Origin of the sequence: Burkholderia sp. Ax-1719 (genome assembly GCF_011753055.1) — a bacterium.
Taxonomy (GTDB): Bacteria; Pseudomonadota; Gammaproteobacteria; order Burkholderiales; family Burkholderiaceae; genus Paraburkholderia.
The window spans coordinates 84,589-97,669 of the sequence record NZ_VWWJ01000015.1 but is presented as its reverse complement, the minus strand read 5'-3'; the positions used below and the strand labels follow the sequence as shown (position 1 = coordinate 97,669).

Sequence of the window (13,081 nt, the reverse complement as noted above, 5' to 3'; positions counted from 1 at the left end):
CGAGTTACTTTTCCGGCGAGCCGCCGAGTTTTTCGCAGGTGCCCTTCGGCATCGTCTTGAAGTCGCCCTTGTCGTGGTCGACCTTGGCCTGGCCCGCGCAATCGTGCACGCCGGTCTTGCTCGAACAATCGTTCTGGCCAGCCTTGGCGACGCCGTAGCAGTTCACTTGATCGTCGGCGTGCGCGACGCCGGTCGCGGCGGTTGCAAGCCCCGCCAGCGCGGCGGCAATCACGGCCTGACGGCCGAGCGCGTTTTTCATGGGAAATCTCCTGGAAGTTGCGGATGACACGCGGCGTTGCGCACGCGGCCTTGTGCGCACTATTTTGCCTCAGCGCTGTGGAGGACGAATTACCGGGATCGGCATTTCCTGATTCGCGTTCAGGCACCGAATTGATCTACGAATTATCACGATTTGCGCAATGATGTTTGCCGTATCCCGATATTTATCTTTGATGTGCACCGCAATAAAGTCACATCAACGGATCGAGCAAGAAGATTGTTACGGTTCGAATGATAATTTTCGGAGGTTGTAGATCATGAAGTCCCTTATCGCCGCAGCAATCGCTGCTACCGTGCTTGCCGCCCCGGCCGTGTCGTTCGCCCAGTCGAACAACCAGCAGCCGCTGACCCGCGCTCAAGTGCGCGCCGAACTCGTGCAGCTCGAAAAGGCCGGCTATCGTCCGGGCCTGTCGAGCCCGTACTACCCGGAAGACCTGCAAGCCGCGCAAGCGCGCGTCGCGCAACAGAACGCGACGGCTGAAGCTACTGCCTACGGTGCATCGACGAATGGTTCGACGCAGGCTGGCACGCGTTCGACGGAGAACATCAAGCCGGTTTATTTCGGCCAGTAATTCGCTTTGGTCAGGCGTTGCGCGTTTTTCTGAGACGCGCTGTTTGACCTACGCCAGTTGGGCTCGCTCTGACGCGAGCCCTTCAGTCTTTGTGTCGATACGTTTGCTATCGTCGCTTTATGCGGATTTCTCCGCGTAAGGCGCGCCCACAGGAAACCTCCGCCGTCGGTTATCCGGCGGCTTGCCCGGGCACTTTGTGTCCGGGCCTTTTTCTCTTTTCCTCGGGTGCTGCACGCTTTGTTCTGTCGGTTCGCGCTTCGTTGGCGTCGGTGCGCGGACTTGTCTTTTCGTTTTCCTCTCTATTCTGGTGTCGCAGTTTCCGGGCTTAGGTTGGCGCGGGTGACTGGCTGTGTGCGCTTCAAGCGCGCGAGACGGGCGCTGGCTGTCTGGACGAGCATCGCGATGATGGATGCTTCGATGAATACCAGCGGTGCCGGCTGATGGTTCAGTCCCATGGCGAGCGTCAGGCAGAAGGCTGCGAAGCCGAAGCGGCCCAGCACCATTCCGCGTAGTAACGCGATCACGAACGGCGCGCCGTGCGCCCGGTGCGACGAGACGGCCAGCACGCTGCCTAATAGCGGGAATACAGCGAGTAGCCCGCTCCACGCGGGGCCGAGGCGCGCTGATAGCGCGGTGACAATGAGTGTTAGCGCTGCGCCTGCTGCCATGCGGGAGGCGAGGTCTTTGCTTGTTAGTTTTGCGCCTGATGCGGATGCGGTGCTGCGCGGGAGGAAGGTTTGGCCGAAGCAGGTTGCGGTTAGCGCGACGGCGAGTGCCCAAGGCCAGGATACGGGCAGGCGTGAGAGCACGCATGCTGCTGCAAACCATGCGCTTAACCCTGCTGCGAGTGCCAGCCACCACGGACGTGTGCGGCATGTCCACGCGTAGGCAAAGTTGAACGATTCGGATGCGAGGATCGCGTAAAGCGATAGCGTGGCGGCGCGGGCGCCGAAGGCTGTGCCGTGGTCCATTACGAGCAGGAAAAGAATCGGGCCTGCTACGACTGGCAATCCGGCGAGCCAGCCCGCCACCCGCGGGCCCCACAACTTGCCGGATATAGATACGAACAACAGGAAAAGCGGGACGAGCGTGAGCTTGAGGGAGAGCATCGGGCTTTGTTGTGTTTTGTCGCGGTGGGTTAAGCGCTGATTGTGGCAGTAGGTGGGGTTTGGCTGGCTGTTAGTTGCGGTTTTAGAAGCCTTGGGTGACTAGCGATAACACCGACAGGTCGGGATGCGTGCCATCGATGATGCTTCGGCCTACGTGCGAGGCTTCTTCGATGGCTTCCTGCTCGGTGCGGAAGGTTTCTTCGCCGTCGGCGTGGTAAGGGACGGTGTGGCCCGGTTTGGCTGGGTTGGCACCGGGGTGGCAGATGTAGGCTGTGTAGGTGTATTTCGCTGAGCTTTCTTCTATGGGCGCAGCGGTGATGTGGATTTCGAAGCCTTCGTGGTCGACCTGATGCGTCGCTTGCGGTTGAGCGCTCATTCTCGCCTCCGGGTGCCGCGGGTAAACAAACGGCTGCGTTCAGTACTGGAAGTTTAGGCGATGCGGATCGCGTAGGCCTACTATTGCAGGGCGATTCACTACTGTGGGAGTTTCGATATGGAATCGAACACCGTCCGCCTGCACCGCGTGCTGCGCGCGCCGCCCGAGCGTTACTGAGTGCTCCAGTTGTACAACGTTGGGCGGCGTCGCTCTCTCTACAGCCTGTCGCGCCACATCGCGACAGCGTACCGGCTGCGTCGGGCATTGAGATCGAACTGAACGGAGCCAGTGTGCGCGTCACGGGTAGATTGTTAACTTTTCGATTCATCGCCCAGATGTCGCGCTGTCCCAAAGTAGTGCTCTGATAGTGACTGCCTTAGCGGCAGAACCTTGGGCACAGGAACATCCAGTGAGATGCCGTCGTCTCCGTCGGCAACGTTGTTATCGGAAATATTGTCCCCGGTCACAGCGTCGCTTTGCCGCTTCCGTTCCATCACTACGTCAATCTGACGACGTTCGAGCGTGTCTCGCAGATGCGGGTAGAGCATCTCTAACGTGGGCATCGGCTCAATCGATGTTTTGAGCCGTCTTTCGATCTTGCTGAAATAACGGTCGACACGCCCCACGCGTTGCTCGAGGTCGCCCGGTGTCCAAGCGAGCCCGTAATGCATCACGCGGTCGCAATACAGGTGAAGGTTGACACCCTCGCGAATCGCGTCCGTACCCACCATGACCCACGGCATGCCCGGCGTATTGAATTGCTGGATTGGTCGTTTGTGCCCGCGGCTGCCACCTGTGATCCCAACAACAGGATCCAGCGAACCGAGAAACTCAAAGCTTTCCTGGCTGGCGCGCGCCTCCAATGTTTCATCTTGAGTCTCACCGATCGCGGACGAGAAAATCAGCGTATATTGCCGGACCCAGTCGTGCCAGATGCCGCGTAATCGGACAGCGTCGATGTCATTGCTGCACAGCCAATCCACGAACTTATCGAGCATGCTCGTGGTTTCCGAAGCGTGATGGTCCGCGCAGTACAAATCGAGCAACGTGTCCGTCAGACGCAGATAGCGACCCAGCACATTGCTCAGCACCTGACGCCATAGCAGCGCTTCGCGCGTGGCCTGATTTCGCTCAGTCCCGCGCTTCCGGGCTGGCAATGCCAGGTTTTCCGCCCAGCGGCACGACTCCGCTCTCGCCCATAATGACTCGAACAACATCAGTTCGCGGTCTTCGCGACCATCGAGTGCGTCGGGCTGCACTTGCGCATAGACATCTTCCGGGTAGACATACCGGAGTACACCGCGCCAGAAATCAGCTTGTTCCTCGTCGAGCCCGAACACGTCGCGCGCATGCCGGTCCAGGCAGTGCCATACCAGGTAACGGAATTGCCGCCGGCGCTGACGGCGCGCGCCACGTACCGCATAGGCATACGACTCTGCCCAAAGTGCGCCGGGTATCCGATCGCGTGCGGCTTCAGGTACTACCCCTGCTTCCTCGCACAGACGCACAAACCAGTTTTGCTCGAAGATCAGCGCGTGCCGGTAGCCGTCGTCGAAGGTCTTGCGAAAACGATGCAACCATTCGCCCGGACGAAGCGCCATGCGAAAGTGATTGGTGTCATCTGCCTCGTTATCGTTGTCGTTCTCGATGTTGTCAGACTCGTCGTCAAGCGAGCCAGCCGCAGACATGTCGTCATCTTTCCTGTCGCCACGCGTTGGCAGGCCGGCTTTCCAGTTGAGCCTGAGTCGCCACACCTCGCGGCAACGTTCTTCGATCGACGCGAAATAGCGCTGCATCAAGCGTTGGCGCAAGGTGGTCACGCTGCTGATGCGACGGCAAAATACAAGCGTTTTCGACCCACCGACGCGGCCGCCCTTGCGGTCGCCTTTGCGCTCACCAAAGGCCAGCAGGGCGAGAGCGCTTTCCACTTCATCCAGTTTCGGATGCGGCAGGCTGAAGCCGAATCGGCTCTCGAAATCGCGACTCAGCGCACTGACATAGCCTGTATCCGGCGCGTGCGCTTCCAGTGTGCGTACGTTCGCCTCAATGTAGAAGTCAGCGCGCTCGGATTCCTCTTCTGCGGGCGTCGGGTGGCTCGCCTGTTTTTTCGCGTTATTCGAGGCCTTTTTCTTCCTCAAGGAATCGTCGAGGCTTTCGAACGATGCCATATAGCCCGTTCTGAAGCGGTTACCCTGCTTCTCCAGCACGTCTACCAGGTGCTTCTGCACGAGAGAGATGGAAAGCGTGTCGAGCGCCGACTGGCACGTCAGCGATAGGGATTCCTGATCGTCGCGCCGATAGTCTTGTTTACGAAGCGTCGTTTCGCCAACAATATAGGTGCGCGGGCGCCGGATCATATACTGACGCAATGCGGACTTGAGCTGGCGAAAATCGTCCGTTGGTTCGATCGAATCCGGGTCAATGAGGTTGCCTCGTCCGGGATACGTGTTGAACAGCGTCGCGATGTTCTCTACGCCGGAGTGTGCGGGCGTGGCGCTCATGAAGAGCCAGTGATCGACACACGAATGCAACAGCGTTCGAAGCACGGTGTTCGTCTGGTTTGACGCATTGCGCAAACATTGCGCCTCGTCCACGACGACCAGATCGAACCGGATTCCCTCGCGAATGAACCACGCGTTCACTGTCTTCGCGAAAGCTACGTTGTACGCAAAGCTTCGCTCCGCGTTGCCGGACGCGGGCACAGCGCGAAGCAGCGTATCGATCGCCGGCAGATCGACTTTGCCGATCGCGTCGTGCCAGCTGATCTCTTCACTGCCGCCGATGAACAACGGCCGCATGAAACTCGGATGTCGCAGTAAATGCACGTCGTTGCTGTGTTGCACGTCTTCGAGACAGTCGCGCAGTCGGGCATATTCTCGTAGCGATGCGATGCTCTTCCCGACATATCGATGAAAGCGTTCGAATTCTCTCTTCCAGCCGCTCTGGACGTTTTCGCGCGGTGTGATGATCAAAATGCGCGCATTAGGGTTAATGTGCCGATACCATCCGACAACACCGAGTGCCTGCATGGTTTTTCCCAGTCCCACTTCATCGGCCAGATACGCGACCTTCCGCCTGCGCAGAATCTTGCATAGCGCGGTCACGCCTTCAACCTGCATTTGGACCATCGACTCGCTAGCCCCGAATTTACCGTCGCAGTCGAAGCGAAAGAGGTCCGCAATGGTATTTGTCGACAGGCGCATCTCACACTCCCGTTGCGCTTGATTGATTGAATTCGACATGGCACGGCCGGGTCAGCCTTCTGACGTACCACTCGAGCATTTGCTTCGCATCATCGTGCCGAACCCCTCTGCGGCGCAATTCCGTGGCAATCTCGAGACGGACTTCGTGGTGCAGTCGTGCCATTTCACTACGGAGCTTTCTGCGCGTCACACCAGCCTCCCTCAATTCGGGCAGCGAGCGCAACAAGGCGTCGCATTCGATGCACATCACTAACCTGGCCGCGGCCTGATACTCGCTGACGCTGATCGCATTGACAAATGCGTGCACGCTGTCGCTGCGGCTCACCATCCATTCAATGAGCCGCTTGCGATCATCAACGGATTCGAGGATCTTGCCTTGCAGGACCTTGAGCGCCTGATAAAAGCGGAACGAGTCAAACATGGGTTTGACGGCTTCGGCACTTCCCGCGGGCACCATGATGTCCGACGTATCGACGGGGTCGTTGTCATCATCGCCATCCCCGCATGGCGACGGCTCGGTCGACCCGCCGCCATGCCACGAATCGATGATGTCGTCCGCGCTGACGGGAGTGCCATATTGTTGCGTCGAATCGCCCAGATTGAGTTCGGTGACGACGCCTTCCCATTGCTCGCCGTTCGACTTGAGCCGGAACAGGTGTGATTTCAGCGCGCCCTTGCGCCGACCGCTGGGACGTGCGTCATTCACGACGACGGGCGGCTGACCCATTAGCAGCAATTCGATGTCGGCGTCGCTTTGCCCCTGCAGCGTCCACTCGAACCGCTCCTGTCGCCAGTCGTATTGCACGAACACATAAAACGGCCACGGTTGCGGCGGGTCGTCGCTGCAACTTGTCTCGGGCAGTTCTTCAGCAGGCAAAGGCCGTGTAGCCGGCCACGCCAGACGCGTGACGTCGAACAGCATCGACTCGACGTTGCCGTGCAGACCGTCTTCACTCTCGGCCCAGAAGAGACCGCGTCGCGTGAAGTTGCACGAGCCGACGCCCGCCACCTTGCCGTCGCGCGTCTCGATGTCGTATAGCTTCGCGTGATAGAAGCGGCCTTCGTCCTTGACCCACGTGCTGACTTTCGGCCGGCAATTTGCGTCTGCCAGAGACTGGGTCAAATCCTGCCCCAGTGCAACCTTCGCGTAGAGAGGCGGTACGCGCGCTGCCGTCAGTTCGATGGGCACACCCTGCAGCGCTTGCGCTGTCGCATGAACATCGCCCCAGTAAGGCGACGCCGCACGCACTCTGCTGATCGCGCCGTAACGACGAGCGACGTAGTCCCACATCGACGTATGCTGCGGTGAGAAATATAGTCCGACGTTGCGCTTGTCGTCATAGTGGCCGCCCTGCGGATCGCATTTTTTTCTCTGCGCTTGCAGTTGCTGGCTCAGCACGCGCGCTTGCTGCAACGCGTCGCCTTCCGTGTCGCTGCCCACTCGCGTATGCAGCCAGTCGAGAAAGTCCGAGACAGACTTGCCGACCTCTTCGCTGCGCGCGTGCACCCAGGTATCGGCGAATCCTTCGCAATTTTGCCCCCACGCCTTCAGCGACAGATTTGCGGACATCGCCGCGACATACATCCACCGCGTTCCGTGATGGTCGACACCGATCAGGATGATGTTCTTGGGATGAAACAGCCGCCCTTCGACAAACACGGGATAGACGGTATAGCGAAAGGGCTTGCGACCCATCTTTATCTGGGAAGGATCGCAAAAAACGCCAACGGGCGTATGCATCAAACCCTTGTGCACTGCGGACTCGCGCATTGCGCGCGTGCTGTCCGGCTCGGCGCCGAAAAGCGCGGGCATTACATTCTGCTCGAAGAAATCGGCGTTGAAATTAAAGGTGCTGAATAGCGCGACTTCGATCGTGTGTAACTTGCCCGCCACGTCGGAGAGCCGCTCTCGGAGCGTCATATTCATCGTGCTACCCGGGTTCCCACCTGATGGGCCAAATTGTGCAATGTTTGCAGGTAATACCCGTTACGCCATGCGGTAACGGGCGACAGGCCATCGACGTCCGACCGGTTGGCGGCAAGACTGCAGTCAAGGCGGCCGCTGTCGTCCAGAACAATCCACGGCGAACTGTTGCGCGACTCGCTGATCGCCGCATGGTGGTCGATAAGCGATCGGACGAGTGCGCGAGCACTCGAGAGATCGAGTCTTAGTAAGGCATCGGCTCGTTCGCGGGACAGTCCGTCAAAAGTGCCGGCGCGCGCAAAGCGTTCACGTGCAGCGCGCAGTACTGCCAGATCGATCTTTAACCGCTTTACGACGCGATCCACATCACGCTCTTCGGTGCTGCAAATTTCCTCGAAGATCGCATCGAGCGGCGCAATGAATTGCTCGCAGCCGATCACGTTTTCGAGCGTAGGGGCGTGCTGGGGAAGACTTTCTATCGCGCCCGCCATGAACATTCTAAGGCCGTTGCTCAGACTATCTTTCGCCCCCAGCAACTTTGCCAGATCGACAGTAATTGGCGAACTCACCGGCACCACGAACGTTTCCCGGATTTCGCGCCTGAACGGTAGCGTGTCAAGAATTTCGGTGAGGCCTGTGACGATCCTGTTCGAACGGTTGCTGGCCAATTTGCACGGTGGTGCCTTGATTCCCGCCGTGAGCAATTCGGCGATGGGCTGCAACAGGCTGCGCACAATCGGCGTACGCTCGCGGATACGCGCTGCGAGTTCCGCGCTGCAAATGCGATTCTGCTCATCGATCAGGCCCGCATTGTGAGCAGGGCCGCGATAGAGTCCCCACACACCGTTGGTCAGTTGGTTGTCCAGCAAATGCGCGCTCTTTTCAAGACTGATCCACACCCCCGTATCGCCATCATTCAGGCGCCGGCTTCCAGGCAATCGCCAGTCCTTATCTGCACACCGGCAGGCCCGCGCAAAGGCCTGCTCGATGAGAAGGAAGAATTCTTGGAGCTTTGGTCTGACCGAATCCTTTCGCGTTGCCATCACCGGCCACCATGCGAGCACGACAAGGAGGATATGAAAACCTTCCGATAGTCCGCTCGCAGCGGTGAGGTTTGGCACGATGTCGCGAGCGCGGCGTTGCCACACTGCCTGCGTGCCAAGTGGATCGCGACCGCTTAGTGGCAGGCAAAGGCTGGTGTCTCTATCTGTCAGTGCGAACATTGCCGTTCTCCGTATAGATCATTTTGGCGTACGGCGTCGACCAGTGAACAGAAACTCAAATTCTCGGCGTGGCGAATATCAATGACGCAGCGTTTCATCTCGGGTCGCCAAACGAAAAAATGATGGTCGACAGTTTGTTAGGCCATGGCCATTTCACTAGCCGAACCTCTTCCGGAAACGTAACTGACTCACTTAGCCGGCTGGCTCCATCCGCTCGTCCGATTCTCGCAGTCTTCCGTGAAAAAGAGCTAGGTGCACTAAGCCCCACGATCTCAGTCAAACAGCGGCCGGCCGGACGAACTTTGCGCATCTTCTCAGGTAGCGTAGTTATACGTAGCACGCCGCCCAGAGTGCGGGCGGCGTGACCAACGTTAGACCGTGGAATTTACGCGAGCCCTGATCAAGCGGCATCCATCATCCGGAACTCTGCATCGATCGCTTCGCCTTGATCGCGCCAGCGATGGAACTGCTCGCGCTTCTCGCGTCCCGCAACGACGCTTTGCTCGACCGCCGTTACATTGGCGCGCAAATCGACGAGTTCCGGGAAGAACTGATCCTCGAATTGCGGCCCACCGATCAAACCTAGCAATTCCGAGCGCTGCTTCTCGAAGTTCTCGACCATCTTGTCGATCATCTTGCGAAATGCCTGCTCGCGCCGCACCTGCTCCACCGAGTCCCAGATTTCGAGCGCGAGTCCCAGCGCCGACAGCAGGCCGTTGAGCCCCTTCGCCAGATTGACAGCGCCCCACGGCTTAAACTTCAGCATCTTGCCGAGATCGAGACCAACTACCTTCGCGACATTGACAATGCCGTCGCGCGCCGCCAGCACCGACGTGTTGCTTATCAAGCCGCCCTTGACCACGTAATCGATGCCCTGCTTGCCGAACGCACGTACGCTCGCATTGAAGTGATTAACCTCCGCGTCGAAACCGACTGCCATCTTGCTAACCTCGAATTTCACCGAGCGCATCTGTTGATCAAACGCGTTTTGCAGATTCGCGTTCAAAACCGCGCCATCCGAACCGACATTACGCTCGAAGAACTCCGCGAAAGTGTCCAACGACTGTCCGCGCGCCTGCAGGATCAGATCGGTGAAAAAGTCTGTCACGAAACTACGCAAACCGATGCGCACATCGTTGATACGTGCATCGGACGTAACCAGTTGCTTTCGTAACTGGTTACTCATCGTTTCAAGACGGTTCACCTCCTGCGCAATGCGGTCGTCGTTATGGACGGCGATCGGCAACCGCTTGCCGAGCACGTCGCGCACGATGCTGCGCCGCGTTTCGTCGACAACTGCGGCTATTCCGCCGGCCGCCGAGACCTTTTCAGACGTCGCGTGCTGGAGCAGCCCGATGCGGGAGAGCGTGCGAAAACGCTCCAGGTTCGAGAGCCAGTATTCGGTGCCCATCTCGAACGGATCAGCGGCAACGGCCACCACGGCGAGTTCTGCGGCCTCCGCGTCGGTCAGCGAGATCAGATCGCGCAAGCGGCCCGCCACATTGTCCGCCTTGATCGCGAGGAGCTTTACGTACTCGTGCTCGTCTTCGACGTCCGCGACCGCGTCGAAGCGGCTCAGCACAAACACCGTGCGCGGCAGCAAGTTCAGCGAGCGGAAGAGCCACGTTAGATCGTCGCGATGGCTCTCCTTGATCGGGTTCGTCGGGTCCATCACGTAGACCACGAGATGCGCTTCGCTCACATACTTGCGCGTGAGTTCCTTGTACTTTTCGAGTGTGTTGGTTTGTGCGTCGAACTGCTCCTTGAAGCCGAACAGACCCGGCGTGTCGATCAGCAGGCAATCGGGGCCCGCCTCGTAGATCGTCACCGCATTCGAGGATTCCTCGTGGCTAATCTTCATCGTCGACTTGTCGAGCCGTTCGAGCCACGCGGCCGCGATCGCCGTCTTGCCTTCGGAGAAACCGCCGATCAGCACGACGCGCAGCTTTTCCTCTTCCATGCTGCGGATCGCGCTGTCGAGTTTCGCCTTGACGTTCGGATCGGCATCGATACCGAATGCTTCGCCTCGCGCCAGGAACGCCTGAAGGTCGTTGAGCACTCTCAACGTTTCCGCTTGGCGTTGCTTGAAAGAGTTGAGTGTCTGTTCCATTACACTGCCTCTGCTTCGGACATCGTTGTAGAAAAATGCGTTAGATTCGCGCTGACACGGATTAGAGCGGAATTTATTTGCGCAACCTGATCGACCGATTGCTCGACTTCGGCCGCGATCTCTTCGATGCGCGCCTTGACGTTCTCCATCACCTTGTCGCAACTGCTCTTCATCGCGTCTTCCATGCGGCCAACGACGCGCCCAATGTTCTCGTTCGCGGCCTTGCGTTGCTGTGACTTTTTGTAATCACTGTCGAAGAAACCCCAGACTGCTTTCGCGATGCTCACGACAAGCGTCACTCCACCGATCGCAAGCGTCACCCATCCGACGGGATTCCAGATCATCATAAGCCCCCCTGCGAGCGCCGCAATGAGTGGCATGTACTTGACGCCGCTGTCGAAAGTCATGTTCAGCTCCAAGCCGCCGAGCGTCGGCGTACCGATCGATCGATACGCATCCTGCAGTTCAGCGATGCGTCGCTGAAAGCGCTCAAGCGTGTCGCTCACGTCCTGCTGAAATCGCGTGAGTTCCCTCTCCATTAGCGTCGGGAGGGCCAATTCAAGCTTTGACTGCTCGCGCTTCATCGCCGCGCCCAGTACGTTTTTCACGTCGTCGTTATCGATGCCGTCGTTGATTCGCTCGTAGATCTGCTCGCGCACGCGCGTTTCGAACGTGCGGATCGCGGCGTCCGCATGCGTTTGCAACGCGGGGCCAAGCGCACTCACCGCGAGTTCCAGCTGCGGACTGACATGGGCCCAGTCGCGCTGCACGTCCGCCGCAAGTGGCGCGACCTTGTCGCGCTGAATCAGCGCAATCGTGCCAGCCGCCGTCTGCACGGCGCTGCGCACCTTGTTGACGTTCGCGGCGCGAATGCGCGCATCGCTATCGGTTACCATGCTGCCGCTGAGCCAGTCGATAAACGGCTGGAAACCCGACCTCGCGAGCACTTCGGTGGAACTCGCCTTCGCCAGGAACTTATCGCGGCTTCGCGCGCCATCTGAGGCAGGCACAAGACAATCGGCTGCCGCAAGAAACGCGGGGTGCGCACTCAGAGCGATGTAGCGCTGGTAGTTGTTGCCCAGATGCTCACGCATTGTTTCGTCGAGCACCTCGAGGCTCGCGCGTTCGCCTTGGTTCAGCAAATCGCCCTTTTCGAGCTGGATCGGATTCGTGATGCGCTTATTAAAGATCGACCATACTTCCGTTTGATCGCCGAGATGTTCGCGAATTTTTTCGAGCGTGCCTTGCCCGTCCTTGTCGCCGGTCTGCGGCGCTGAGGGCTTGCCAGTCACATAGAACACCGCGTGTGCGGCCTTCACCGCGCCGAGAATGCTGTCGATCACGCGCGCTTCTTTCCCCTCGATACCGGGCACGTCGAGCAATTCGAAGCGCTGACCGTTCGCATGAAATTCGTAGCCATGCGTGTCGAGCGTGTAGTCGGAGCGGCCCGTGCCGATGATCTGGCCGTCCGCGAACGGCGCGAGGCTGTCGAGCATCGCATGCGCCTTTGCCTGCTGGGTTTCGAGTGACTGAAGCGCAGTTTGCGCGCTGTCGAGCTCCGTATCGAGCATCGCGCGCTCTGCCGCCTGCGCCACCGCAAGTTCCTGCTGTTGCTGCGCAGTACGCGCGAATTCGAGTTGCTCCGGTGGCTTGCTGAACAGCCACACGAGCTTTTGCCAGAACGACGCGGCCCGTTTCTTCGCCTCGAGCGCAAGACGCAGTTGACTCAGCGACTGCTGGAGCCCATCGCGCTCGGCATCGAGTTGTGCGTTACGCTCGGATGTTTGTGCGCGCTGCGCATCGAACGTCGCGCGGCTCGCCTCGATCGATTGCGCAAGCGCAGCCAGAACTGCTTCGCTGATGCCGAACTCGGCCTCCTTCGCACGGAACGCAGCGCGCGCCTCGACCTTGGTTCGCTCTTGCAGCAGGATACGCAGCGTTTCTATGATCGTCGACTTGCCCGCGTTCGTTTCACCATAGAACGCGATCGTGAATTTGTCCCACCGCGCGTACCGTTGCAAAGTCTCAATTCGCTTCGCAAGGTCCTCATGAATCGGAGCGACGAGATCGACGACTTGCTTCATCGTGCTCGCAACGCGCGGATCCGTCGCATCGAGCTTGAGCTGCGTGAGTAAATCGTCGATTTCGCTCAATACGGCTTGGTGAAGGCCATTCGATGACGTAGCGTCGGTTCGTTGCATGCTGCATCTATACTGCATATATTGTTGGAGAAACAAAGCGAGACAACTTGTGAAGGTGCGCCACCGTGTTGCAGTCGTGACTCG

Annotated in this window: 9 protein-coding genes; 1 reads left to right on the top strand and 8 read right to left on the bottom strand. The window is 59.0% G+C overall.

Annotation, left to right across the window (positions count from 1 at the left end; translation table 11 throughout):
* Nucleotides 1–4 precede the first annotated feature (4 nt).
* Nucleotides 5–259 (bottom strand): DUF2282 domain-containing protein, encoded by a 255-nt coding sequence (locus F3J17_RS22860; RefSeq protein WP_167064105.1) that lies wholly within the window; start codon nt 257–259, stop codon nt 5–7.
* Nucleotides 260–536: 277 nt separating this feature from the next.
* Between F3J17_RS22860 and F3J17_RS22855 the strand changes: the two genes are divergently transcribed.
* On the top strand, nt 537–851 hold the full coding sequence (locus tag F3J17_RS22855) for a DUF4148 domain-containing protein (protein ID WP_167064101.1): 315 nt from the start codon (nt 537–539) through the stop codon (nt 849–851).
* A 299-nt stretch (nt 852–1,150) separates the two neighbouring features.
* On the opposite strand, the gene F3J17_RS22850 is transcribed toward F3J17_RS22855, so the two are convergent.
* The 7 genes from F3J17_RS22850 to F3J17_RS22820 form a co-directional block, all read right to left on the bottom strand.
* Nucleotides 1,151–1,960: a hypothetical protein gene (locus F3J17_RS22850; protein ID WP_167064098.1), complete on the bottom strand. Its 810-nt coding sequence runs from the start codon at nt 1,958–1,960 to the stop codon at nt 1,151–1,153.
* Between the two features lie 82 nt (nt 1,961–2,042).
* Nucleotides 2,043–2,336, bottom strand: a complete 294-nt coding sequence (locus F3J17_RS22845; RefSeq protein WP_167064096.1) for a hypothetical protein — start codon at nt 2,334–2,336, stop codon at nt 2,043–2,045.
* A 311-nt stretch (nt 2,337–2,647) separates the two neighbouring features.
* A complete protein-coding gene (locus F3J17_RS22840) occupies nt 2,648–5,578 on the bottom strand; it encodes an SNF2-related protein (RefSeq protein ID WP_167064093.1) in 2,931 nt (976 codons plus the stop codon).
* Nucleotides 5,541–7,466, bottom strand: a complete 1,926-nt coding sequence (locus F3J17_RS22835; RefSeq protein ID WP_167064090.1) for a phospholipase D family protein — start codon at nt 7,464–7,466, stop codon at nt 5,541–5,543. Before F3J17_RS22835 ends, F3J17_RS22840 begins: the two co-directional genes overlap by 38 nt.
* Nucleotides 7,463–8,686, bottom strand: a complete 1,224-nt coding sequence (locus F3J17_RS22830) for a hypothetical protein (RefSeq protein ID WP_167064087.1) — start codon at nt 8,684–8,686, stop codon at nt 7,463–7,465. Before F3J17_RS22830 ends, F3J17_RS22835 begins: the two co-directional genes overlap by 4 nt.
* 400 nt (nt 8,687–9,086) lie before the next feature.
* Complete coding sequence (locus tag F3J17_RS22825; RefSeq protein WP_167064084.1) at nt 9,087–10,796, bottom strand: LeoA/HP0731 family dynamin-like GTPase; 1,710 nt, start codon at nt 10,794–10,796, stop codon at nt 9,087–9,089.
* Nucleotides 10,796–12,997: a hypothetical protein gene (locus tag F3J17_RS22820; RefSeq protein ID WP_167064081.1), complete on the bottom strand. Its 2,202-nt coding sequence runs from the start codon at nt 12,995–12,997 to the stop codon at nt 10,796–10,798. The genes F3J17_RS22825 and F3J17_RS22820 overlap by 1 nt, the downstream gene beginning before the upstream one ends.
* Nucleotides 12,998–13,081 lie beyond the last annotated feature (84 nt).

Coding starts and splice junctions, on each gene's coding strand:
- F3J17_RS22855 (WP_167064101.1), top strand. CDS start 537: ATGAAGTCCCTTATCGCCGCAGCAATCGCTGCTACCGTGCTTGCCGCC.
- F3J17_RS22820 (WP_167064081.1), bottom strand. CDS start 12,997: ATGCAACGAACCGACGCTACGTCATCGAATGGCCTTCACCAAGCCGTA.
- F3J17_RS22840 (WP_167064093.1), bottom strand. CDS start 5,578: ATGTCGAATTCAATCAATCAAGCGCAACGGGAGTGTGAGATGCGCCTG.
- F3J17_RS22850 (WP_167064098.1), bottom strand. CDS start 1,960: ATGCTCTCCCTCAAGCTCACGCTCGTCCCGCTTTTCCTGTTGTTCGTA.
- F3J17_RS22835 (WP_167064090.1), bottom strand. CDS start 7,466: ATGAATATGACGCTCCGAGAGCGGCTCTCCGACGTGGCGGGCAAGTTA.
- F3J17_RS22825 (WP_167064084.1), bottom strand. CDS start 10,796: ATGGAACAGACACTCAACTCTTTCAAGCAACGCCAAGCGGAAACGTTG.
- F3J17_RS22860 (WP_167064105.1), bottom strand. CDS start 259: ATGAAAAACGCGCTCGGCCGTCAGGCCGTGATTGCCGCCGCGCTGGCG.
- F3J17_RS22830 (WP_167064087.1), bottom strand. CDS start 8,686: ATGTTCGCACTGACAGATAGAGACACCAGCCTTTGCCTGCCACTAAGC.
- F3J17_RS22845 (WP_167064096.1), bottom strand. CDS start 2,336: ATGAGCGCTCAACCGCAAGCGACGCATCAGGTCGACCACGAAGGCTTC.